The 25,810-nt window shown below is 35.4% G+C and carries 17 protein-coding genes; 9 read left to right on the top strand and 8 right to left on the bottom strand.

From position 1 onward, the window contains the following. Positions 1 to 11: 11 nt before the first annotated feature. Positions 12 to 1,778 (bottom strand): 1-deoxy-D-xylulose-5-phosphate synthase, encoded by a 1,767-nt coding sequence (locus AC23MC_RS13330; protein ID WP_487568844.1) that lies wholly within the window; start codon positions 1,776 to 1,778, stop codon positions 12 to 14. A 38-nt stretch (positions 1,779 to 1,816) separates the two neighbouring features. On the opposite strand from AC23MC_RS13330, the gene AC23MC_RS13325 reads away from it, so the two are divergent. The 4 genes from AC23MC_RS13325 to pbpC all read left to right on the top strand — a co-directional run bounded on the left by AC23MC_RS13325 (position 1,817) and on the right by pbpC (position 11,572). Continuing rightward, the gene (locus AC23MC_RS13325) at positions 1,817 to 2,260 is read left to right on the top strand and encodes a nucleoside deaminase (RefSeq protein WP_487568843.1); all 444 of its coding nucleotides are present in this window, start codon (positions 1,817 to 1,819) and stop codon (positions 2,258 to 2,260) included. A 263-nt stretch (positions 2,261 to 2,523) separates the two neighbouring features. Further along, entirely contained in the window at positions 2,524 to 8,025 is a 5,502-nt protein-coding gene (locus tag AC23MC_RS13320; RefSeq protein ID WP_487568842.1) for an alpha-2-macroglobulin family protein, read from the top strand. A 238-nt stretch (positions 8,026 to 8,263) separates the two neighbouring features. Further along, on the top strand, positions 8,264 to 9,112 hold the full coding sequence (locus AC23MC_RS13315) for a hypothetical protein (RefSeq protein WP_487568841.1): 849 nt from the start codon (positions 8,264 to 8,266) through the stop codon (positions 9,110 to 9,112). 153 nt (positions 9,113 to 9,265) lie between these two features. Next, positions 9,266 to 11,572: a penicillin-binding protein 1C gene (gene pbpC, locus AC23MC_RS13310; RefSeq protein WP_487568840.1), complete on the top strand. Its 2,307-nt coding sequence runs from the start codon at positions 9,266 to 9,268 to the stop codon at positions 11,570 to 11,572. Here pbpC and AC23MC_RS13305 read toward each other — a convergent pair. The 5 genes from AC23MC_RS13305 to AC23MC_RS13285 form a co-directional block, all read right to left on the bottom strand. After that, positions 11,569 to 12,099, bottom strand: coding sequence for a hypothetical protein (locus AC23MC_RS13305; protein WP_487568839.1), 531 nt, complete (start codon positions 12,097 to 12,099; stop codon positions 11,569 to 11,571). The genes pbpC and AC23MC_RS13305 overlap by 4 nt on opposite strands. A 275-nt stretch (positions 12,100 to 12,374) precedes the next feature. Next, a complete protein-coding gene (locus tag AC23MC_RS13300; RefSeq protein ID WP_487568838.1) occupies positions 12,375 to 15,482 on the bottom strand; it encodes a beta strand repeat-containing protein in 3,108 nt (1,035 codons plus the stop codon). A gap of 256 nt (positions 15,483 to 15,738) precedes the next feature. Then, complete coding sequence (locus AC23MC_RS13295) at positions 15,739 to 16,689, bottom strand: T9SS C-terminal target domain-containing protein (RefSeq protein ID WP_487568837.1); 951 nt, start codon at positions 16,687 to 16,689, stop codon at positions 15,739 to 15,741. Positions 16,690 to 16,976: 287 nt separating this feature from the next. After that, a complete protein-coding gene (locus tag AC23MC_RS13290; protein ID WP_487568836.1) occupies positions 16,977 to 18,521 on the bottom strand; it encodes an Rne/Rng family ribonuclease in 1,545 nt (514 codons plus the stop codon). 332 nt (positions 18,522 to 18,853) lie between these two features. Further along, positions 18,854 to 19,147: an HU family DNA-binding protein gene (locus AC23MC_RS13285; RefSeq protein ID WP_112085891.1), complete on the bottom strand. Its 294-nt coding sequence runs from the start codon at positions 19,145 to 19,147 to the stop codon at positions 18,854 to 18,856. 132 nt (positions 19,148 to 19,279) lie between these two features. Between AC23MC_RS13285 and mutY the strand changes: the two genes are divergently transcribed. From mutY to AC23MC_RS13260, 5 genes are all read left to right on the top strand, one after another. Further along, positions 19,280 to 20,317 (top strand): A/G-specific adenine glycosylase, encoded by a 1,038-nt coding sequence (mutY, locus tag AC23MC_RS13280; protein WP_487568835.1) that lies wholly within the window; start codon positions 19,280 to 19,282, stop codon positions 20,315 to 20,317. Between the two features lie 55 nt (positions 20,318 to 20,372). Then, positions 20,373 to 20,810 carry a single-stranded DNA-binding protein gene (locus tag AC23MC_RS13275; protein ID WP_487568834.1) on the top strand — a complete coding sequence of 146 codons (438 nt, stop codon included), beginning with the start codon at positions 20,373 to 20,375 and terminating at the stop codon, positions 20,808 to 20,810. 22 nt (positions 20,811 to 20,832) lie between these two features. Then, positions 20,833 to 22,128: a gliding motility-associated protein GldE gene (locus AC23MC_RS13270; protein ID WP_487568833.1), complete on the top strand. Its 1,296-nt coding sequence runs from the start codon at positions 20,833 to 20,835 to the stop codon at positions 22,126 to 22,128. Further along, positions 22,121 to 22,684 (top strand): gliding motility lipoprotein GldD, encoded by a 564-nt coding sequence (gene gldD / locus AC23MC_RS13265; protein ID WP_487568832.1) that lies wholly within the window; start codon positions 22,121 to 22,123, stop codon positions 22,682 to 22,684. The genes AC23MC_RS13270 and gldD overlap by 8 nt, the downstream gene beginning before the upstream one ends. 157 nt (positions 22,685 to 22,841) lie before the next feature. Next, positions 22,842 to 23,606, top strand: a complete 765-nt coding sequence (locus AC23MC_RS13260) for a M90 family metallopeptidase (protein WP_487568831.1) — start codon at positions 22,842 to 22,844, stop codon at positions 23,604 to 23,606. Between the two features lie 21 nt (positions 23,607 to 23,627). On the opposite strand, the gene AC23MC_RS13255 is transcribed toward AC23MC_RS13260, so the two are convergent. Together AC23MC_RS13255 and AC23MC_RS13250 are read right to left on the bottom strand one after the other, a co-directional pair. Further along, positions 23,628 to 24,254 (bottom strand): class I SAM-dependent methyltransferase, encoded by a 627-nt coding sequence (locus AC23MC_RS13255; protein WP_487568830.1) that lies wholly within the window; start codon positions 24,252 to 24,254, stop codon positions 23,628 to 23,630. A gap of 249 nt (positions 24,255 to 24,503) precedes the next feature. Continuing rightward, the gene (locus AC23MC_RS13250; RefSeq protein ID WP_487568829.1) at positions 24,504 to 24,902 is read right to left on the bottom strand and encodes a hypothetical protein; all 399 of its coding nucleotides are present in this window, start codon (positions 24,900 to 24,902) and stop codon (positions 24,504 to 24,506) included. Positions 24,903 to 25,810 lie beyond the last annotated feature (908 nt).

Here is a 25,810-nt window from a genome sequence, read left to right as displayed (position 1 = left end):
AATGACCATTTTCAATAAGATGACAAAATGGAAGCTAAACTTTTCACATTAATTTCACTATATCGTTGTAGCTCTTCAACGGTTCCTTGTTCAATAAATTCGTCAGGAATTCCTAGTATCTGAACGTTATTTTTGTAATTATATTTTGATTTGAATTCAGCAATCGCAGAACCAAATCCGCCAATAATTGTTCCGTCTTCAATTGTAATGATACTTTCATATTCTTTAAAAATGGTATTTAAAAGCATTTCATCCAACGGTTTTACAAACGAAAAATCATACTGTGAAAATAATTCTGAATTTGAAATTTCATCGAATGCTAACGTTACATTTCTTCCAATAAAACCATTGGATAAAATCGCCACTTTTAATCCTTTTTTTAATAAAGTTGCTTTGCCAATTTCAATTCTTTGAAACGGTTGTTGCCAATCCACAATTTCTCCTCTTCCACGTGGATAACGAATCGCAATTGGATGATTTAAACCTAATTGAGCAGTGAAAAGTATATTTCGTAACTCAATTTCATTCCTTGGTGAAAAAATTATCATATTCGGGATGCATCGCAAATAAGCCAAATCATAAACACCGTGATGCGTGGCTCCGTCTTCGCCAACTAAACCGGCTCTGTCTAAACAAAAAATCACAGGAAGATTTTGCAATGCCACATCGTGAATTACTTGGTCGTACGCTCGTTGTAAAAACGTAGAGTAGATGTTGCAAAAAACAATCATTCCTTGTGTTGCCATTCCGGCTGATAAAGTCACAGCGTGTTGTTCTGCAATTCCAACATCAAAGGCTCTTTCAGGAAATGCATCCATCATAAATTTGAGCGAACTTCCCGTCGGCATTGCAGGAGTTATGCCAATAATTTTTTCGTTTTGTTGAGCCAATTCAACTAAAGTCAACCCAAAAACATCTTGAAATTTTGGAGGCAAATGGCTTTCTTCTTTTAAATGAATTTCGCCTGTAATTTTATCAAATTTCCCCGGAGCATGGTATTTCACTTGATCTTCTTCTGCTTTTTGAAGTCCTTTTCCTTTGGTGGTAATGACGTGTAAAAACTTTGGACCTTTCACTTTTTTCAACCGCTCCAATTCCGAAATAACCGCAAAAAGATCATGACCATCAATCGGTCCTGAATAATCAAAATTCAATGACTTAATCATATTATTTACTTTCGGATTTTTGCCTTCTTTTACTGCAGTCAAATAGTTTTTTAATGCTCCAACACTTGGGTCAATTCCAATTGCATTATCATTTAAAATCACTAATAAATTAGCATCGGTCACACCGGCATGATTCAAACCTTCAAACGCCATTCCGCTTGCAATCGACGCATCGCCAATCACGGCAATATGATGTTTGGTTTCGCCTTTCAATTGTGACGCAATCGCCATTCCCAAAGCTGCCGAAATAGACGTAGAAGAATGTCCAACACCAAACGTATCAAATTCACTTTCGCTTCGTTTCGGAAAACCGGAAATGCCATTTAATTGCCGATTAGTATGAAAAATAGATTTCCGTCCGGTTAAAATTTTGTGACCATATGCCTGATGACCCACATCCCAAACCAACAAATCTTGTGGTGTGTTGAACACATAATGCAAGGCAATTGTCAATTCTACCACACCCAAACTCGCACCCAAATGACCTTCTTTTACTGAAACAATATCAATGATAAAGTCACGCAGTTCTTGAGCCAATTGCGGAAGTTGATTTACGTTAAGTTTGCGTAAATCATCAGGTAAATTGATATGTGAAAGTAAATTTTCAACCATAAGGCAAATGTACGAATTGAAATTGTATTTTTGTTTCTATGGAAAACCCTTTCACCGACGAGTATTTTATGAAAAAAGCCCTGCAAGAAGCCGAAGTCGCTTTTGAACAAGGCGAAATTCCCGTAGGAGCCATCATTGTGGTAGAGAATAAAGTCATTGCCAGAACGCATAATTTAACTGAATTGCTCAATGATGTCACTGCTCACGCCGAAATGCAAGCCATCACTTCTGCGGCTAATTTCATTGGTGGGAAATATTTAAAAGGATGCACTTTGTATGTCACTTTAGAACCGTGTCAAATGTGTGCCGGAGCTTTGTATTGGAGTCAGATTTCCAAAATTGTGTTTGGAGCTCGTGATGAGCAACGTGGTTTTATGACTATGGGGACAAAATTACATCCCAAAACAGAAGTGGTTTCAGGGGTTTTAGCTCAAGAATCAGCCGATTTAATGCTACGTTTTTTTGCATCCAAACGGAAATAATTTTCTTTTTTTACCACGAATTCACTAATAAAATCTTCATTCGTTCATCTTTGATGAAATTCGAATAATCATAAATTTTAAGCAACAATAAAATTTGTGAATTCGTGGTAAAACTTCAAAATATATTTCTCGAAATCAAGTTAATTTATTCCAAAAATTCTTCTAAAAATAATTATCTTTAACACAATATTTGGAATACTTTTTGTGTTATTGCAGATAAGTACCCACTCTTTTTTTCGTTCCATTTTTAATCTTTTTGAACAATGTCAATCAAACGTTTGATGCAACTCCTTGTTGCGGTTGTAGTGCTACACTCTTGTGGCAAAAAAGAATCTACAGAAGATTTTAATTCTGATTTTTCATTGTTTCACGAATACATTCTGAATTTCAGTTCCGGTTTGGTTTCGGCCAATTCTGATATTCGTGTAACATTGGCTTTCGACAAACAGGAATGGCAGCCGAATCAGGAAATCGACAAAAGTTTGTTTGATATTTCGCCAAGCGTAAAAGGAAAAATGGTCGCCTTAGCCTCCAACACCATTGCCTTTGTGCCCGAAAAACCATTGGAACAAGATACTGAATACCGCATTGTTTTCAAATTATCCAAACTCATCAAAACTGAAAAAGGATTAGAAGAATTCAAATTTTCTATCAAAACTTTAAAACAAGATTTTATAGTAAATGTGATGGATTTGCAATCCTACAGCAGAGAATTGAATTACTTGAACGGAACAATTCAAACCAGCGATTTGATGGATTTTGCAACTGCTTCAAAACTCGTTGAAGCCACTCAAGATGGAAAAAAATTAAAAATTAAATTTGATAAATCACTCAGCACCAAAACGGAATTCAAATTTATTATCGATAGTATTCAGCGAAAAGTAGAAGATGATAAAATCGAAATTTCTTGGAACGGAAAACCATATAACATCGACCAAAAAGGAAGCGTAGAATATGAAATTCCCGGAAAAAATAACTTCAAAATTGTTGGAATGGAAGTGGGCGATGAAGACAACCAATCCCTATTCATCAATTTTACTGATCCCATCAAAAAAGGACAAGATTTACAAGGATTAGTTTCCGTTGAAACTGCTCAAACCACCAAATTTTTAATCGAAGGAAATCTATTAAAAGTCTTTTTCAGCGAACCACTGAAAGGCGATTTATTAGTAGAAGTTTTCCAAGGAATTACAAGCGACGAAGGTTATAAAATGAAAGAAACTTATTCGCAACGAGTAGCTTTCAACGAAATGAAACCAAATGTGCGATTTTCTAAAAACGGAACCATTTTACCAAGTTCAAACAACTTAAAAATTAATTTTGAATCGGCAAATCTTAAAGCGGTTGACGTAAAAGTGTATAAAATTTACCAAAACAATGTTCTCCAATTTTTACAAGATAATAATTTAAACGGAAACCGAAATTTGCGAAAAGTGGCTTCACCAATTGCCAAGCAAACCATCAATTTATTAAATAAAAAACTTCCGAATTACAGCAAATGGAATACGTTTGCTCTTGATTTATCTAAAATAATCACACCGGAACCGGGAGCGATTTATCGGGTTGAAATGTCATTCAAAAAAAGTTATTCATTGTTCAAATGTTCCGAAACAACAACTGATTCGGAAGAAGATCAAGAGGATGATAATGAAGAAGTACGTTCTAACGACGATGATTATTATGATTATTATTGGTATGATGATTACGATTGGTACGACAGCCAAGATGCCTGCCAAAACGATTATTTCCGTCGCAGACCAATCGGAATGAATGTGTTAGCTTCTGATTTAGGCGTAATTGCCAAACGTGGCGAAAATGGTTCTTATACCATTGCCGTAACCAACATTGTCAATACGCAACCCATTTCGGGAGCAACGGTTGAATTGTATGATTTTCAACAACAAAAAATTGCTTCAGGAACTTCTGATGCAGAAGGAATGGCTTCGTTTAAAGTTGACAAATATGCCTATTTTGCCCTCGTTTCAAAAGATAAACAAACCACTTACGTGAAATTAGACGAAGGTTATTCTCAATCGGTAAGTAATTTTGATGTGTCCGGAGAAAAATTACAAAAAGGACTCAAAGGGTATATCTATGGCGAAAGAGGGGTTTGGCGACCTGGCGATACATTGTTTTTGAGTTTTATGTTAAATGATGCCGCCAGCAAATTAGACAAATCACATCCCATCAAATTCAAATTAAATGATCCAACCGGAAAATTGACGTTTCAATCAGTTCAAAAATACAACGAACTGAATCATTACAAATTCATCATTCCAACTCGTGATTCTCATCCTACGGGAAGTTGGGAAGCAGTAATTAGCGTTGGTGGTGCTCGATTTTATAAAAACATCAAAATTGAAACCATCAAACCCAATCGATTAAAAATTAAAAATAAATTCGATTCCGAAATTTTATCCACATCCAAAACAAATGTCAGCGAAGTAGAAGTGGCTTGGTTGCACGGTGCCGTTGCCAAAGATTTAAAAATGGAAATGCAAGCCAAAATTATGCAACAAAAAACCGCTTTTAAAGGTTTCGCCAATTATAATTTCGACGATCCAATTCGTCAATTTGAAACAGAAGAAACGACAATTTATAACGGAAAAGTAAATTCGGAAGGAAAAGCAACCGTGAGTTTTCAACCGAAAGTAAGCAGTCAATCACCCGGAATGTTGAAAGCCAGTTTGATGACCAAAGTCTATGAAAACGGCGGCGATTTCAGTACCGATGTGATGGCAACAACACTTTCGCCTTATCAAACGTATGTCGGATTAAAAACTCCTGAAACCAACAAATACGGCTTACTAGAAACCGGAAAAATGAACCGTTACGACATTGTAACTGTCGATGAAAAAGGAAACCCAAAATCTGTGCAAAACCTGAAAGTGCAAGTTTATAAAGTAGAATGGCGTTGGTGGTGGGATGCGAGTTATGACAACCTTTCCAGTTATGTTTCATCCAATTCAACAACAGCATTTAAGAATTTTAATGTAAGCACCAATTCCACCGGAAAAGCTAGCGTTCAATTTAAAAATGATGAAAACGAATGGGGTCGTTATCTAATCAGAGTCACTGATGAACAAGGCGGTCACGCCACCGGTTCAACCGTGATGATTGATTGGCCATATTGGTCAGGAAAAACCAGAAATACCGACGCTTCCAATGCATCGATGTTGATGTTTTCAACCGATAAAAAAAAATACGCTGTGGGCGAAAAAGCCAAAATTTCCTTTCCATCCAGTGCAGGAGGAAGAGCTTTAATTTCGTTAGAAAATGGTTCTCGAGTAGTCAAAACCTTCTGGGCAACCACGCAAAAAGGCGAAACCAAAGTAGAAATTCCAATTACAGGTGAAATGGCTCCGAATGTGTTCGTTCACATTACCTTATTGCAACCGCACGCTTCTACGTTAAACGATTCACCGATTCGTTTATATGGAATTGTGCCAATTGAAGTCATCGATAAAAACACCATTCTCGAACCCCAAATTACTATGCCGGAAGTTTTACAACCGGAAGGAAAAACGAGCATCCGCGTAAGCGAAAAATCAGGAAAAGCAATGACATACACGTTGGCAATTGTGGATGATGGTTTACTCGATTTAACCCGTTTCAAAACCCCAAATGCTTGGAATAGTTTCTACACTCGTGAAGCGTTAGGCGTAAAAACCTGGGATATTTTTGATGAAGTAATTGGAGCCTACGGCGGGAGAATCAACCAAGTATTCAGCATAGGTGGTGACGAAGATTTGGGTGGAAGCAAAGCCAAAAAAGCCAATCGTTTTAAACCGGTTGTGATGTATTTTGGTCCATACAAATTAGAAAAGGGAAAATCCCAAACGCATAAAATCACGATGCCAAACTACGTCGGTTCGGTTCGAACAATGGTCGTAGCGGGAGATGTAAATTCAAGTGCGTACGGTGCAGCTGAAAAAACAACGCCGGTTAGAAAGCCGTTGATGGTCTTAGCTTCATTACCACGAAAAATTTCCCCAACCGAAAAAGTAACGTTACCCGTAACGATTTTTACGATGGAACCACAAGTGAAAAATGTTTCTTTACAAATCAAAACCAATAACGGAATTCGAGTAATTGGAAAAACTTCTCAAAGTTTATCCTTCGCTCAACCGGATGAAAAAATGGCGTATTTTGAGTTGGAAGTAGGCGAATTAACCGGATTGGCAAAAGTGCAAGTCATCGCCACTTCCGGAAACGAAAAAGCAACGTACGAAGTCGAACTTGATATCACGAATCCAAACCCGATTACGAATGAATTTACCGATATTGTTTTAGAACCAAACAGTTCAAAAACCATTTCCGTTTCCACCTTCGGTGTCGCCGGAAGCAACAAAGCTCAATTGGAAGTTTCGTCTTTCCCAACCATCGATTTCAGTAGAAGATTACAGTATTTAATCCAATATCCGCACGGTTGTTTGGAGCAAACCACGTCGAGTGTTTTCCCGCAATTGTATTTGGCTGATATTTTCGATTTAGATCAAAACCGTAAAAACGAAATCCAGAAAAACATCAAAATCGGAATCCAAAAATTAGGCGGTTTCCAAATTGCCAATGGCGGATTCTCGTATTGGAGCGGACAAAATTATGCCGATGATTGGAGTTCGTCCTACGTAGGTCATTTCTTAATTGAAGCCGAGAAAAAAGGCTACGTTTTGCCTATCAATTTCAAATCAAAATGGATTGCTTATCAGCAAAAAGCGTCCAAAGAATGGCGATTGAACAAAGGCTATCACAACGATTTTGCTCAAGCCTATCGTTTGTACACCTTGGCTTTGGCGGGTTCGCCCGATATGGCTTCGATGAACCGTTTGCGTGAAACCACCGGAATTTCCAACGAAAGTAAATTGCGTTTAGCTGCTGCTTATGCGTTGGCGGGACAAAAACAAGCCGCTCAAACGCTATTCAATCAGAGCAAAATTGATGAAACAAACCAAAATCATTACTATTATTACGGTTCACCCGAACGAAATAAAGCAATGGCTTTGGAAACTTTATTGCTAACCGGAAACAAACAAAGAGCCTTCAAAATGGCGACCGATTTAGCCAAAAATATGGCTTCTGATCAATGGATGAGCACCCAAACAACGGCCTATTGCTTGTATGCGATGTCAAAATTTGCTCAACAAAACGGCGGAAAAGGTGTGGAAGTAACGTATTCATTAAATGGAAAATCGCAAACCATTACGACCGCAAAATCATTGGCAAACCGAAATTTAGAAATCAAAAACGGAAGCAATTCCATCACCATCAAAAACACCAAATCCAATACGTTGTATGTGCGAGTGCTCACGAGCGGAATTTTGCCAATTGGTCAAGAAAAAGCGATGCAAAGTAAATTATACACCAATCTCGTCTTCAAAAACCGAAGCGGAGCACAAGTCAACGTATCAAAAATCGCTCAAGGAACCGAGTTTATTGCCGAAATAACCATCCGAAACCAAACCAACGAACGCGTTGAAAATCTGGCATTAACCCAAATTATCCCATCAGGATTTGAAATTGTAAATACCCGTTTCACTGATTTTGGCAGTTTTGGCAACAACGTAGCCGACCACATCGACATTCGCGACGACCGCACCAATTTCTATTTTGGCCTCAAAGCCAACGAGTCCAGAACGTTCCGAGTGCTGTTAAACGCGTCCTATTTGGGCAACTACTATCTGCCCGGTATGCAAGCCGAAGCGATGTACGACAACACGTATGCGGCACGAACATTGGGTCAATGGGTGGAAGTGGTGAAGGAGTAGTTTCATTTGAAGCCAATCCCGCTTTCCATTCCAAGCTTGTTTGCCAAAGCTGTTTTTTCTAAGCCGCCCCAAGAGCTTCCTCTGGTCGCTTTGGGTCAGCAAGAAAAAAGCAGCTTTGGCGGCTCAAGGCTTTCCATTACAATCGGGGCTAGGAGATTGGAGTAAAAATATGATTCATACATTCAGGACTTTAATTACATTATACAAAATAGTTGTAATTCTAAATTTAGAAATTAAAATGAAAAGAATAATTTCAATATTTATTTTATGTTCGATTATTTATTCATGTGTTAGTAAACAAGATGAACAAGGCTACTGGACAATACATTTTGATGAAGTAAAAGACAGCTCGATTAATCCTGATGAATTATATTTTAAAAAAGATACATTAATAATTCAAAGTAGTCATTACTTTAAGCAGGTTGCTATCTACAAGAAAAAAAATGATACGATCTATTTAACTTTTAAAAATGGAATTGAAAAGAAGTATCCCTTTTCAATCATATCAGACAGTACTATAGCGTTTGCCAAAATGAAATTTATTAGAACCAATGAAGATAATCTTTCAAAAGCCGAGCCATATGAATTAATTGGATATCAATCAAAAAGCAGATTTACACCTCAATCTAATTCTACGATTATTCACTTAATTAAGTATAACTCTGAAGCTAAAGTGATATTGAATGACAAGATATCTGATTTAAGTTCAATTCCAGAATTTCTTAATTACGGACAAAATGATAAACCAAAATTATATCTGTATTTAGGAAAAGGGATTGAAATTAACGATTTAATTAAAACTTATTGTTGGATTTTGGTATGTGAAATTTATAAAGTAGAATTAATTACACATAGTGAATCATTTGAAGAGTTTCATACTGTAAACGATTACTTGTATGTTGAGGATAGTTTATTTATGAACTTTATTAAAGAAAATAAGATTCCACATTCAGAACTTTTACATAGTTTTAATATAGAAAGTGAATATATTAGTGAAAAGAAAGAATATTTTAAGAATGAATCAAATCAATCATCGATGATAGAATATTTAAAATTTATGGAAGAATTAAACCTTAGAGAAGAATAAGTTTCTATTTTCCTGCTTTGCTCTTGAAGTCTCTGACTTTGGAGCTTATAGTTTTGACAAATATGAACAACAAAAATTAGTTTTATCCCCGTGCTCAAAACCCTCCTCCATAAAACAAAAACCAAAATCCTCCAACACAAAATCAAATCTATTTTGATTTTGCTATTGTTAGTTGGTTATTATTTTTGTTTGCCACGAACACTTTTTAACGAACCGTATTCCACCGTTATCGAAAGTAAAGAAGGCAATCTATTAGGAGCAAAAATCGCTCGTGATGGGCAATGGCGGTTTCCGGCTTCGGATAGTGTGCCGGAGAAATTTCAACAATGCATTATCGCTTTTGAAGATCAGCATTTTAAGTATCATCCCGGTTTTAACCCGATTTCGATGTGGAATGCTTTTCGGCAAAACCGCAAAGCCAATCGCGTGGTTCGTGGCGGAAGTACATTAACTCAACAAGTCATTCGCCTTTCCCGAAAAGGAAAAAACAGAACTTATTTTGAAAAAGTCATCGAAGTGGTTTTGGCAACCCGCCTGGAACTTCGTCATTCAAAAAATAACATCCTAAAATTATATGCCGCTCACGCTCCGTTTGGTAGCAACGTGGTAGGATTAGAAATGGCTTCGTGGCGGTATTTTGGAGTGCAATCGCATCAATTATCGTGGGCAGAAACGGCTACGTTAGCAGTTTTGCCGAATGCTCCAAGTCTAATTTATCCCGGAAAAAACCAACAACGTTTACTCGAAAAACGCAATCGTTTATTGGCAAAATTATACGAAAATGAAGTGTTAGATCAACTTTCATACGAAATGGCTTTGCAAGAACCATTACCTCAAAAACCGTTTGACTTACCGCAAATGGCTCCGCATTTATTACAAAAAACAGCCAAAAAACAAGAAGGCCAAAAAGTAAAAACCACTATCGATTTTGCGTTGCAAGAACGATTGAATCAAATTGCTAAAAATTATTATTACCAATACAAACAAAATGAAGTGTACAATTTAGCCATTTTGGTTGTGGAAGTTGAAACCCGAAATATTGTAGGTTATGTTGGAAATGCTCCTACCGATAACAACCACCAAAAAGATGTCGATATTATTTCGGCACCACGAAGTTCAGGAAGTATTTTAAAACCGTTGCTTTTTGCCGGAATGTTAGACGAAGGCGAATTGTTACCCAACACATTAGTTCCCGATATTCCGACACAAATTTCAGGCTACAGTCCGCAAAACTTTAATCTAACCTATGATGGAGCGGTTCCGGCAAGAAGGGCTTTGTCACGATCATTAAATATTCCTTCCGTGTTGATGTTGCAGGATTTTGGCGTTTATCGGTTTTACGAACAATTGCAGCAATATGGTTTTACCACGATGAAAAAACATCCAAATCACTACGGATTATCACTCATTTTGGGTGGAGCAGAAACCAATTTATGGGATTTGTGTAAAACCTATTCCGGTCTGACAGGAACTTTAAATCAATACCAAAAAAACAAATTTCAATACCAAAAAAACGAATTTTCAGAGTTGAATTACGTCGCTGAAAACAAAATTGACTTCGGAAAATTATCTTATCAAAAAAATATTGTAGGAGCAGGGTCAATTTATTTAACCTACGAAGCAATGAAGGAAGTGAACCGTCCTGAAGGCGATGAAGCTTGGCGTTTTTATGACTCGTCGTTGCCTATTGCATGGAAAACCGGGACGAGTTTTGGTAATCGGGACGCTTGGGCTGTCGGAACAAGTTCCAAATATGTAGTCGGAATTTGGGTCGGAAATGCTACAGGAGAAGGTCGACCATCATTAACCGGTGTTAGTCACGCAGCTCCGATTTTGTTTGATGTCTTTAACTTATTGCCACGAAGTAATTGGTTTGAAAAGCCGTTGAACAATATGGAAGAAGCCGAAGTTTGTGCCAAAAGTGGTTTTTTAGCCTCAGAAAATTGTCCGAAAAACAAACAATGGATTCCGGTTTCGGCCAAACAAACAGAGCAATGCAACTATCATAAATTAGTTCATTTGGATAAACCCGAGCAATTTCGAGTAAACAGCAATTGTGAAAATGTGGATGAAATGGTCACTAAATCGTGGTTTGTTTTGCCTCCTGTGATGGAATGGTATTACAAAAGCAAAAATATGGATTATTGGGTGTTGCCGCCTTTTCGTAAAGATTGTGAGGACAATCAAACGCCGTTTATGGACTTTATTTATCCGAAAACAAATAGCAAAATCTATCTTACCAAAAACTTTGACAGCGAAGTGCAACCGGTCATCTTAAAAGTGGCTCATTCGCAACCCAACATCAAATTGTATTGGTATGTGAACAACACGTATTTGGGAATTACACAAAACTTTCACGAAATGCCGTTAAAAGCTACTTCCGGAATTCATTTTATTACTGTTGTGGATGAAAATGGGGGGGAGATTAAACGGAAAGTGGAAGTAGAGCGGGAAGATTAACACTTAATTTTTTTAGAATAAAAGTCAACTAATAATTTTTCAAAATAACTGCTATCCTCCATGTTTTCTAGAAATATTAATTTTGATATTAATTCAGAAGTTGAGCTAAATGAAATATTTTCATAATTTGAAACCTTATCTATACTATAATTTGATAGATGGACTAAAAGTTTTTGAGTTTCAGAAGTGTTGATTATAATATTTTTATGAATATATTTCTTTTCATTAGTATTCAAATAATTTACAAAATTAAAAATTGAAAATTCATTTTTTTGATAGCAATTTACATTGAGACTTAATTTTTTAAAATCTTTATCAAAGACAGTGCTTTTAGAGAAATGCAATGCATTATAAATTTCATCACTTAAATCTAATCTATTTAATGTAAATTGATTTTCATAGTTTATTAATCGTCCTGTGTTCAGAAGTTCGATTTCAACTATTTCATTTTTTTCATTAGACTTAGTTACTTTAGAAGGAATATTATTAATTAAAAAATACTCATTTACTTTTTTTGTGTTACACATATTTTTGTTTTTAAGGCACAAATTTATAACTGTTTTTTCGTAATTCAAAAAGACTTAGTAAACAGCTTTTTTAACTTAGTTAATTAGTAATTAGCTAATTAATAACGAAAGAGAATAGTGATTAAATGTAGTAAAGTAATCGTTGTTATAAGTATAGAATTATGTATTCATTACATCTTTATAGTGGATGAAAATGGGGAGAGATTAAACGGAAAGTGGAAGTGGTGAGAGAGTGAAAAAAAACCGCCTCAAATGGTGAGACGGTTTCTTAATATTTAGTTTTCTGCCACTTTTTCTTTATCAGTTACTTGTGGTGCATTTTTTTCTGATCGAGCACTTTTTTCTTTAGTATTTTCTGAAGTAGAAATTTCCGTATTTTCTTTTAATAGTGATTTATTTTCGACAGCTTCAACCTTTTTATTTTTGTTATAAATTCCTTTCCCATTAGATTGATTAAATAATTCAGGCATTAAATAATTTCCTTTATCATTTGAATCTTTATTGATTTCAACTTCTCTTTTTTCCGGAAATTGTTGAAGATATAAGTCATTTCGTTCAGCATAAACTTGCCATGATATTTTTTGATTAGGAAGTCCTCCTGCAATTTTAAATTGATTGTTATTTATTTCATCTTTAATATATACATCTGATTTTGAACCAATTGATGTTAAATTATAAGAAAAATTAGTGTTGATATCTTCAAAATAGTTAGGAAGTGTCACGATGGCTTCTCCATTAGCATCTAAAACAACATTTCCACGATAAACGTTAAGCACTTCATTTGATTCCAATGCAAAGTGACGCAAATATTTGTTTGCAGGATCAGTAGGATGGTCGATATAAAAAGGTTTTATTCCTGATGCTCCCATATCACCATTAGCAAAAACAGCAAATCCGGCAGAACCTGCAGGTGTTTGACCAACAATTCCATCACCTGTTAAACCAGTATTTATACCAACAATTGCTTCACCAGTGGATGAGTTTTGACCTTGAACACCAACGCCAGCACCTGTATTAAAGCCTATAACGCCAGAACCCGTTGTTACACTTTGTCCTTGAACGCCTACTCCGGTTCCTGTATTAAACCCTATTACACCAATTCCGGTTGTGGCACTTTGTCCTTCAATACCACGACCTGTTCCGGTATTATTACCTAAAACTGCATTTCCTGCTCCATTGTTAAATCCAAAAACGCCAATTCCGGTTGATACACTTTGGCCTCTAACTCCTACGCCAGTGCCTGAGTTTTCACCCCAAACACCATTTCCGGTTCCAGTATTTGTTCCTAATACACCTGTTGCGGTAGTGGCACTTTGACCTCTAACACCAAATGCATTTGCTCCTGTAGTACTACCAAAAACACCTATTCCGGATGCATTATCATTAATTCCCCAAACTCCGTAACGATTTGCCGCTGTTGATTCACCTATAACACCATCTCCACCAGTATTGTTTGCAAAGCCATAAACTCCCGTTCCATTTGTACCAGTAGCTTGACCGTAAACACCATTACCAAGATTTCCAGTTGTATTTCCCCAAACACCAGTTCCACCTGCACCATTACTTGTTCCATAGGAACCTGCACCATTTGCTACATTGGCCACTCCAAAAACACCAGCACCAATTGCACCTGCTGTTTGACCATATACACCTGTGCCAGTACTTGTATTATTACCGACTACACCAATACCATTTGCATTGCTAGTTAGACCATATACACCTTCTCCTGCACCACTATTTTGACCATAAACTGCACTACCTGTTCCAGTAGCATTTCCTGCAATGCCATCATTGTTTCCTGTAGCTAAAGTATAAAAAGTAGAAGTTGCAAAAGCAGTCGCAGAATTCACTATCACTTGTCCAGTTGCATTAATTCTTAATCTTTCAGTTGAGGCAGTTGAAAACCCTAAAATATTTGCTCCAATTCTATACATTCCCATGGTTGAGCCTGCGGCTGGAGTCCATGAATAGGTGGGTTGAGCGGCATCTCCGTCATTGTAACTTCTTAATCTACCATTGCTTGTAAAGTTAAATCGTTCATTGTTGCCTGTTCGCACTCTAAAATCTATAGCGTCAGTTGTACCAATAAAATTTGTTGCAGCTACAGTTCCGCTATTACCGGTTGTGAGCCAAGCAAAGCCATTTAATGCTGCAGATGGAGATTGAAAACTTAGAGCACCAACGGCATTGTATTGCAGAATTTGATTACCAACTGTGGCAGGTCTAGTTGTTGGAAAAGAGTAGCCATTCGTTGCGACACTGGGATTTCCAATTTGAAATTGGCTGTTTGTTCGTAATATTTTTGCTCCAGTTGTAAATTCTCCATAAATTAGAGCATTGTCAGCATTTGCATTTGAATTTTCAATGTAGAGTTTGTTGCTTCCTGTTTCAGAATAGCCAGCTTGATTTCCAATTGCAACATTATTGTTTCCTGTTGAATTGCTAAAAAGAGATTGATAACCAATAGCAGTATTGTTTGACCCGGTTGTATTATTTCTAATTGATTGTACTCCAAAACCACTATTATAATTACCGGTTGTGTTTGCAAACAAACTATTTACTCCAACAGAAACATTTTCAACACCAATAGTGTTACTTATTAATGATGCTCTACCAACCGCTGTATTAAAATCGCCGGTAGTATTATCTCGTAAAGCTATATAACCTAATCCTGTATTTGAACTGCCTGTAGTATTGGTTGTTAAAGAGTTTCGTCCAATAGAGGTGTTTTGATTTCCAGTTGTATTACTATACAAAGAACCGGCACCCATTGCTACATTTTCTCCGCCGGTAGTATTTAAAAACATAGTGTTTTCGCCAATCGCAGTATTTCTTGTGCCTGTTGTGTTGACATTTAAAACATTGGCTCCAATTGCTGTATTTCTAGTTCCAGTTGTTGTGGGATTTAATGAGTTTAAGCCAAAAGAGGTGTTGTCTAAGCCTAATCTTCCGGCTCTTAAATTATTTCTTCTGAAGATTAAATCAGTATCGTCGGTTGTGCCCAAGAAATTGGTTGACGAGGAAGTTCCGCTATTGCCAATTAAGGACCAATCGTTACTAATTCCTGCTGCAATTTTTTCCCAAATTGTTCCGTTAAAAAAATAAAAGCCAACTGAAGTAACATTTACAGTTGTGCCACCAGCTGTACCCGAAGCAACATCATTAATGTAAACCAATGTTGAAGTTGGAGTTGCTGCCATTAGCTGAGCTCTTTCTCTTGATACTCTTGGTATTAAAATGCCATCAACGTTTGTGGCTGTTCCGGTTGGATTAGTTGCTGTTACATCTAATGTTGCAGCGGGAGAAGTTGTTCCAACGCCTACTTGTGCGTTTACAAATAAACTGCTAATTACTAGAAATAAAGGTGCTATTTTCTTCATCATCAAAATATAATTTAATGGCGTTATTAATTATTTATTAGCTTGTAGGTTATTTTGATTTGTATAACAAAGTTAGTGCTATTTGTGATATAAAAACATATCTTATAAAAATTATTAATATATCATATAAAATCTTAAAAAAATTCTAATTTTTAGAGATATTACTGTTTTATTAACTTTTTAGTTTGATTTTGAAGCAAAATATAGTTGTTGATTTTGAAGATTGAAGCAAAAAGCACAAATAAAAATGATGAAATAATTAATTTTCTTTTAAAAAAAAGCTAATGAATTGTTGCTCAACCGTTCCGATAATTTTTCTAGAAAATCGTTCATTCGTAATATAAAAATCAATACCATTCGTTGAGCTGATGGCTTCAATTTGATGAAAAGGTAATTTGAGTTTTATTTTTCGTTGATTAGCTTTTTCAAAATTTAAATCCTTTAAGTCAGCAATTAAATACATAAAAGGGTTTAGTTTTTTGTTATGTCCGCAAAGAGCGATGAGGTTTTTTTCTTCCACAAAAGTGGCTCCGGTGATTAAACCTTTTACTTTTAGGGTTGTAATGTGTTCAGCTGAATAATTTCCGGGATTTTTAGGCAAACGATAAACAGCACTTTGGTTATTTTTCCATTGTTTGGTAAACAAAACCAATTCATTTTCGGTGGCGACAAAAGCTTCACAATCAAAGTCGGTTGAGTTGCTTTTTTGTTTTGAAAAATCAGTTTGTTCAGGATAAGAAAAAGTAATTATTTCTATTTTAGGATTGTCAAAAAGTGAATCTTTTGCGATTTTATAAATGGTTAAATCGGTTCGATTTCCACTCGCATTATTACCAAAATCGCCTAAATAAAAGTGGGTTTTGTCTTGTGTGAGTTCTTCCCAATCTTTGTTTTTTATACCATTTAATTTTATCTTTTTTGTAATTAGACCCTTTTTATCCAATTGATAAAGATGTAAATCCGTATCATCATTATGTGTATAAAAATGATTTTCCCATTCCACTAAACCCGAAGTTTCGTTCAATGTGTCACTAAAAATAGCAGAAGTAAATTCTTTTATTTTTAATCGTTTATAACAACAACTACCATCATTTTCAATAGCATTTGCATCGTAATTTCTAGCCAAAAAATCGGTACAGCCTGATTGAGCTGAGGTTGTGGTTTGGAAGATTATCCAAGAAGTAAGGAGTAGTAAGAATTTTATTTTCATAGGATAAATGTTAGTAAACCTCCCCCCGACCCCTCCAAAGGAGGGGGAGACGAGACGTTGAAAATCTTTATCAATTATCAGTTTTTATGAAATCAACAAACAATTATTTCTTGATACAAAATTTAAAATTAGTGCAAATTCGTGAAATCTGTGTCAAAAGAAGATTTCTCTGTGAAATTTATAACAAGAAATTCATTGGTGTAAATTAGTGAAATCCGTGTCAAAAAATTAAAATCTGTGAAATTTATCCAAAAAAAAAACGCCCACCAAAAGGCAGACGTTCATTTTTATTCTTTTATTACATTACCTTCTTTATCATAAAATTGGTATTGTAAAAACGTGTAAGCATCACGAGGTATAATTTTCACCCATTTTTTATGTTCAAAAAACCATTTTGAACGTAATGATGGAAAACCTTTGGTTAGGTATGCGGCCACAAAAGGATGGGCATTAAGCACCAACTTTTTGTGATTTTTTAGTCGTTCAACATCAAGATTAATTTTATCAATCACTTGAATTGGAGCATCTATTTCTCCGCTTCCGTTGTTTGGATCTTCTTCTCTTGTTTTAATGTTAACTTCCGGTCTTACGCGTTGACGTGTGATTTGGATTAATCCAAACTTACTTGGCGGTAAGATTTTGTGTTTTGCTTTGTCATCGCTCATTTCTTCTCGTAAGAAATCAAAAAGCACTTTTCGGTTTTCGGGATTTTGCATATCGATAAAATCGACAACAATAATTCCGCCCATATCTCGCAAACGCAATTGTCTGGCAACTTCTGCTGCAGCAATCATATTTACTTCTAAGGCTGTGTCTTCCTGATTTTGAGCTTTGTTAGAACGATTTCCACTATTCACATCTATAACGTGAAGAGCTTCAGTATGTTCAATAATCAAATAAGCTCCTTTGCTCATCGATACCGTTCTACCAAAAGACGTTTTTATTTGTCTTTCAATATGGTATTTTTCAAAGATGGGTAACTCTTTTGATTGATACAACTTGACAATAGATACTTTTGTTGGATCAATTTCTTCAATTGATTCTTTTGTTTGCTCAAACAACTCTTCATCGTCTATATAAATTCCGGTAAAAGAATCATTAAACACGTCGCGTAAAATGGATGAAGCTCTGTTCATTTCACTTAATACTTTTGACGGATGATGAGCCGTTGGTAATTTTTTACACATGGCAGTCCATTTACTGAGTAAATTCTGCATGTCTTGGTCTAGTTCGGCTATTTTTTTGCCTTCTGCTACTGTGCGAACAATAACACCAAATCCTTTAGGCTTGATAGATTGTACAAGTTTCTTTAAACGGTCTTTTTCTTCTTTTGAATCTATTTTTTGAGAAACAGAAACGCGATCAGAAAAAGGAACCAGAACGATATATCTTCCCGCCAAGGAAAGCTCGGAGCTAATTCTTGGACCTTTGGTTGAGATAGGTTCTTTAACGATTTGTACTAAAACCGACTGGTTGGCACTCAACACATCTGTGATGATACCATCTTTGTCGATTTCTTTTTCAAACTGAAAGTTTTTAAGGGAGAAATCTTTTTGTTTACCTGTGCTTACAAGTTTTGTGAATTTCAACATCGAAGCTAAGTTAGGACCTAAATCGTGGTAATGTAAAAAGGCATCTTTTTCAAAGCCTAAATTTACAAAAGCCGCATTAAGCCCCGGAACCGGTTTTCTGATTTTGGCAATAAAAATATCACCCACCTGAAAGCCGCTCTTTTGCTCTTCTTCTTTGTGTAATTCTACTAGTTTTCCATCTTTTAATAAGGCAAAATCTACAGCTTCAGAACCTGACCTGATGATCAATTCTTTATTCACGTTGTAAATTTTTATCCAAACATAATAGTTATCGGTTTTTAGTTGTAAGTGACGAATTAACCCGCAACTTGCAACTCGCAACCAATCAACCTAAAGTTAGGATGGATTAAACAATATTTTAAACAGGTAGTTTGTACCCGGTGAAACAGTTATTGTTTTTTACTGTTTCATTTCAAAGAACTTTTTGTAAAAGAAAAAAGTAGTTTACACTACTTTTTCTTTTTGTGACGGTTAGCTCTCGCTCTTTTCTTGCGTTTGTGCGTTGCTACCTTATGTCTTTTTCTCTTTTTTCCACTTGGCATAGTGTGATCTTTTTGGTATTAATAAATGAGTTATACTGCTACTTCAGTGTTGGTTTTCACACCTTCTACAAATACTTTTGCAGGTTTGAATGCCGGAATGTTGTGAGCAGGAATTTTGATTGTTGTGTTTTTTGAAATGTTTCTTCCTGTTTTTTCAGCTCTTGTTTTGATGATAAAACTTCCAAAACCTCTTAAGTAAACATTGTCTCCAGTTTCTAATGAGTTTTTAACTTCTTCCATAAAAGACTCTACTGTTGCTTGAACATCTCCTTTTTCAAGTCCTAATTTTTCTGAAATCTTCGCTACGATATCTGCTTTCGTCATTTTCTTGCGTGTTAAATTTTATGTGTAAATTTTTGAGAGTGCAAATATACAAATTAAAAAAACAAATATTCAAGCATAATTGATTAAAATTTAATTACATAAACTTATACTTTTGTTAACCAATTCAATTTTATGACTTTTTCTAATCGGCTTATTCAATGGTATTTAGAAAACAAACGCAATTTACCATGGCGAAATACCACGAATCCTTACAAAATCTGGCTCTCAGAAATCATTTTGCAACAAACGCGAGTGGCTCAAGGTTTACCCTATTATGAACGATTTGTAGAAACTTTTCCAACCGTTTTTGATTTAGCAAATGCTTCTGAAGAACAAGTTTTAAAACTTTGGCAGGGATTAGGCTATTATTCAAGAGGAAGAAATTTACACAAAACAGCACAAATTATCGCTTTTGATCTTAACGGAACGTTTCCAAAAACCTACACCGAATTATTAAAATTAAAAGGAATTGGAACTTACACCGCCGCTGCTATTGCTTCTTTTAGTCAAAAAGAAGTGGTTCCAGTTGTGGATGGAAATGTTTTTCGCGTATTAGCCCGTTATTTTGATGTGGAAACCGATATTTCATCGGCTACAGCCAAAAAAGAATTTATCGCATTAGCCAATGAAATCATCGATAAAAAACGGCCGGATTTGTTTAATCAAGCGTTGATGGAATTTGGAGCATTGCAATGTGTTCCCAAAAATCCAAATTGTTTACAATGTATTTTTAACGAAAGTTGTGGTGCATTACAAAAGAAAAAAGTAGATTTGCTTCCAATAAAATTAAAAAAAACAAAAGTTACCGAACGGTTTTTAAATTATTTGGTTTTGGAAGATGAAAGTGGTAATTCACTCATTCAACAACGATCATCAAATGGTATTTGGCAGAATTTATATGAATTCCCGTTAATTGAATCTGAAAAAGAATTGAGTGAAAAAGAGATAATTGAAAAAATTTCTGCAACCTCTTTTCTTACAAATAAATTGATTTCGATAAAACCGTTTGATGAAAAAAGTGTTTTACACCTATTATCACATCAACGGTTGAAAATCAGGTTTTGGGAAATAAAACTGGATGGCAGTATTGAAAATGGCATGTCTAAAGAAGCATTAAAAAAATTTCCATTTCCAATTGTAATTTTTAATTTTATTGAAAAGAATTTCTAAACTGTTATTAAATTTGTAACTTTGATATAATCCAAAAAATCAACTTAAATATATTATGAATGGAACTTTAAACAAAGTGATGCTAATAGGTCACTTAGGAGACGACGTAAAAATGCACTATTTCGATGGTGGCAATTGTATTGGAAGATTTCCGTTGGCAACAAATGAAGTCTATATTAACAAAACAACCAACGAAAAATTAACTTCAACAGAATGGCATAATTTGGTGGTGCGAAACAAAGCCGCCGAAATTTGCGAAAAATACCTTTCTAAAGGAGATAAAATTTATGTAGAGGGAAGAATTAAGTCAAGACAATGGCAGGCTGAAGACGGTCAAACCAAATATACAACTGAAATTCAAGTGACTGAGTTTACTTTTTTAACAACAAAAAAAGAAACAGAGCTTCATAAACAAAATCAGGATTCAAATAAAAGCACTAATTTTGACCACCAAGGCGGAAGAAATTCTGATAATGACGACCAGCCTTTTTAATGTATAACCAATTTTTAAAAATTTGGACGCAGACCCCGCGAGTTTTCTGGAATTAGTTAACACAAGTTTACTCTTCGGAGTGCTTGGCATTATTGTCTTGTTGTTTTTTTCTGCAATGGCTTCCGGTGCCGAAGTGGCTCTCTTCTCGCTTTCTCAAAAAAATATTGAGGATGCTATTGAGCAGAATGAAACCAAAGGAAACTTAATTTCCAACTTATTAAAACGACCTAAAAAATTGTTGGCTACTCTATTGATAGCCAACAATTTTATTAATATCGGAATCGTAATTATTTTCTCGTTTATCAAAAATGATTTGTTAGGAAATATTTACCCTGATTGGTTGCAGTTTACCATTGAAGTAGGTGTGGTAACCTTTTTAATCCTGCTCTTTGGTGAAATTTTACCCAAAGTATATGCCAACCGAAACAATATCAAATTTGCAAAAATGATTGCACGACCGATTCATATTCTAAATGTGATTTTATCACCCATCAACATGCCGATGCGAGCCGTGACCATTTATTTTGAAAATAAATTTGGTAAACAAAAATCAAATATTTCCGTAAATCAATTGTCGCAGGCATTGGAATTAACTTCCTCGGATGATACCACAGACGAAGAACAAAAAATTCTGGAAGGCATTGTTTCATTTGGAAACACAGATACGAGTCAGGTCATGAGTCCTCGAATTGATGTGTTTGCTCTCGAAATTGATGAATCATTTAAAGAAATTTTACCTAAAATTTTAGACAAAGGTTATTCCAGAATTCCGGTGTACCGAGACAATATAGATCAGGTAGAAGGCGTTTTGTATGTAAAAGATTTGTTGCCACACATTGATAAAGCCGATTTTAATTGGATAACCTTGCTTAGAGAACCATTTTTTGTTCCCGAAAACAAAAAGTTAGACAATTTATTGAAAGATTTTCAAGGAATGAAAAACCACTTGGCTATTGTGGTCGATGAATATGGAGGAACCTCTGGAGTGATAACCTTGGAAGATATTATCGAAGAAATTGTGGGCGACATTAGTGATGAATTTGATGACGAAAACATCAACTATTCGCAAATTGACGACAAGAATTTTCTTTTTGAAGGAAAAATAAACCTGAAAGATTTTTATAGAATTGTGGATGTTGACGAGGATTTGTTTGAAGATAAAAAAGGAGAAGCCGAAACCTTAGCCGGATTTATTTTAGAAATCATCGGAACATTTCCTAAAAAAGGACAAAAAATCAGTTTTGATAAATGTTTGTTTACCATTGAATCGGTTGACAAAAAACGAGTAAAACAAATTAAAGTTACCTTAGATGCATAAATCGGTTGTATATTTCGGATTTCTATTTGTCTTTTATTTTTTGATAGGATGCAAAGAAGACGTTTTGCCTAAACCTTCTGCTCAATTGCGATTGGATTATGAAATGGCGAATTACATGCAATTTGATAGTCCGTGCGACTTTAATTTTGATCATAACACAGACACTAAAGTAAATGTGAAAGACAATTGCGATGTCACAATTCAGTACCCAAAAATGAAAGCTACTGTATATTTGACGTATCGAAAAGTAGAGAATAACATTGATGCTTTATTGAAAGACGCTCAAAAACTTACCTACGAACACGTGATCAAAGCCGATGATATAGTAGAAACGCCTTTTATCAACACGAAAGATAAAGTCTACGGTATGTTTTATCAAGTGGGCGGAAATGCCGCTACGAACACCCAATTTTATTTAACCGACAGTATTCAACACTTTGTAACCGGCTCGGTTTACTTCTATGCAAAGCCTAATTTCGATTCGATTATGCCAGCGGCGAGTTATATTAAGGATGATATGCAAACGTTGATGGAGACGATGCGGTGGAAGAAGTGATGCGGTAATTGGTCAAATAATCAATGCGTCAATTTGCCATTCTCCTTGAAGTTCAAACAAAACCACCATTCAAATAATCTTACTATATTTGTTCAAATGCAGTTCTACTTGTATTTTTACAATACTACTTTCTCAATTTAAATAAGATCATCCGTTTATGACAACCGCCCTTGTATTTTTACTTTTAATAGGTTTTGCTATTTATGCGATTAACACAAATCAAAAAAAGAAAGTAGAAAAATTTCCGTCCAAGTGGCATAATTTACTTTTGAAGCATGTGGCATTCTACGACGACTTGTCGCCAGAGGAAAAGCAGCGTTTTCAAAACCGAATGATGACATTTTTAAGCGAAGTACACTTGGAAAGCGTTGGTTTTGAGTTGAACGATTTAGACAAAGTGTACATTGCTTCCAGTGCCGTGATTCCGGTTTTTAATTTCCCCGAATGGCATTACCGAAATTTAAGCACGGTATTGGTCTATCCCGATCATTTTAATGAAGATTTGGGCTTTGCTCAAAACGATAAAGACCGTAAAATTGGCGGTTTGATTGGCACCGGGCGTTTTGAAAACCAAATGATTCTCTCCCGAAAAGCCTTGCACGAAGGATTTTCGCCGCATTCGCCAAAACTCAACACCGGTATTCATGAATTTGTGCATTTAATTGATAAACTCGATGGCAGTACAGACGGTGTTCCCGAAGTGCTGCTGCAAAAACCCTACGTAATTCCGTGGCTTAAAATTATTCATGAAAAAATGGAGGAAATCAACAACAATGAATCCGACATCAGACATTATGGTGGCACCAACCAAGCCGAATTTCTAGCCGTAGCTGCCGAATATTTTTTTGAAAAACCCGAACTAATGAAAAAGAAACATCCCGATTTGTATCAGATGTTGGAGGTTTGTTTTCAGGGGAAATAAAAACTTCAAATCAGTATTAACTTATCGACAAACAAACACCTGCTTTTCAGAATCATCGGTAAATGCACCTTCTTCAAAGTCGCCAAATTTATGAATAATAGAAAAACCACTTCGTTCCAGATAGGCATCTAATTCTTGTGGGAAATACAATCTAAAATCCAAATTTTGAACAGAGTCAAATGTACCATTGATATAATAATGCCATTCGATGCGGTTAATCTGCGTTTTGCTTTCATACCGCATGGTTTGCTTTATCTCTACTTCTCTACCATCTTTAGTGGTATATTCAGCAATTTGTTGTTGTTCTTTTTCGGCTTCAACGATGTAGCGAATATTGGGGTTAAAGCAATCCAAAAGTAACAATCCATCTTCTTTCAGATGATTTTTAACGCATTGCAACGCCTGAAACAAATCGTCGTTTTGATATAAATGATGAATGGAATTAAACGGAATAAAAATCAAATCGAATTTCTCCTGCAAATCCAGCGTTCGAATATCCGCTTCGATGAACGGAATCGTCAACCCGGCTTCCAACGCTTTTGTTTTGGCTTGTGCCAGCATGGAAGGTGTAAAATCTACCCCGGTAATAGCATAACCTTCTTTGGCAATGGGAATCGTAAGCCTGCCTGTACCACAACACAACTCCAAATTTTAGCTTCTTTGTGCTTTGGTAACCACTTTGTATAAAAAGGCAAATCAGCGAGGTTACTGTTCATTCCGTCATAAATATATGCGTCATATATTAAATTGCCTACGGTGTAGTGGGTGGTCATTTTTGTAAGTTGTATTGGTAATGGGTTTTTACTATTCTTTATTTGCTACTAGGTCTTTATACTATCGAAGAGCAGCGTGGCGATAAGGAGACTTTGGACAGCTTATGTGCTTATTCTTGGCTTTTCATTCAAATTCTCTTGTTTTCTGAAATTCTATTAATTTATCTATAAAGTAAGTCATTTCTTTTTTTTCTTTTAGTTTAAAGTTAGCAAACAGTAGTAATCCACAAGCAACAAAAATAAGAGGGAGAATCCAATTTCCTATAGAAAGAAAAATTATAGAACCCAAAATCCCGAATGCAAATAAAAACTTCATGCCAATGCTAATTGCCACGGTATAATCAAATGTTAAATCATATTTTCCATCACTATTTAAAGTTCCAATTAATCGATGATTGTTTGGCCAACGGTTGGGAAGTAGCTCAAATTTTTCTGCATCAACATAGCCATTATAATATCCGTTCGCTAGTAATGTAGTGAGAGTCTTTATGTTTTTATCGTTTTTTGTTAGTGTTTGTTTCATTTCTACAATTGCACACACAAGATGTGTTTGGTTGATGCAAAATAGGGAATTTATAGATTCATAGGAAATATTTTTTGCTACGAGGTAGGAGACCATCGTAGAGCATCATGGCAATAAGGAGACTTCGGTGAGCCTTTAGATTTGTTCTTTGAAAAATTCGTAAATTTAAATTAACAACCAAACTGACAAAGTGAACCAGTTCGCGGGCAAGAATTTAAGGTCTATCCCCAGATTAGGACTTTGTCAGTTTATATTGAATAAGCATCAAATAGTTATTCAGGCATTAAGGCCTATTATTAAGGTTGTGATTGTATTCAATGATTGGTTGCTAACCTTTTATAACTTTTCTTATGAACAAATTTAAACATTTTTTAGGTATTGATGTATCAAAAGAATATTTTGATGCTGTTGTGATTTTGAATGGTAATAATAAGAAAACTTTTCACAATCAATTCACTAATGATTTCAAAGGTATTAGGTCACTTGCAAGTGGCTTAAAGATCAAGACGCAACGTATGACAATACGCTTGTATGTTTAGAGCATACAGGGATGTATAGTAAGTTACTTATTAAGTATCTGATGGCTTATAACTTCTCACTTTGGGTTGAAATGTCTCTTAAAATTATATGAAGTATAGGAGTTCAACGTGGAAAAAATGATAAAGTTGATGCTGAAAGAATTGCCTATTATGCTATGAAAAATGCTGACGAAGCAACTATTTATAAAGCACCTAGTAAGTCTGTAGAGAAGATTAGAAAACTACTTTCTCTGCGAGATAAATTAACTACAACAAAAGCTTGTTTGATTCGTAATGCTAAAGAACTTAAAACTTGTCTTGTCCTAAAATAGCTATACACAAAAAAATGTATATGGAAAACCCAGAACAAGAAATTTATGCTTCACGGGA

The organism is Flavobacterium sp. T50_26, from assembly GCF_057652995.1.
The sequence above is the reverse complement of the archived record's forward strand: the minus strand, read 5'-3'. Positions and strand labels throughout refer to the sequence as shown.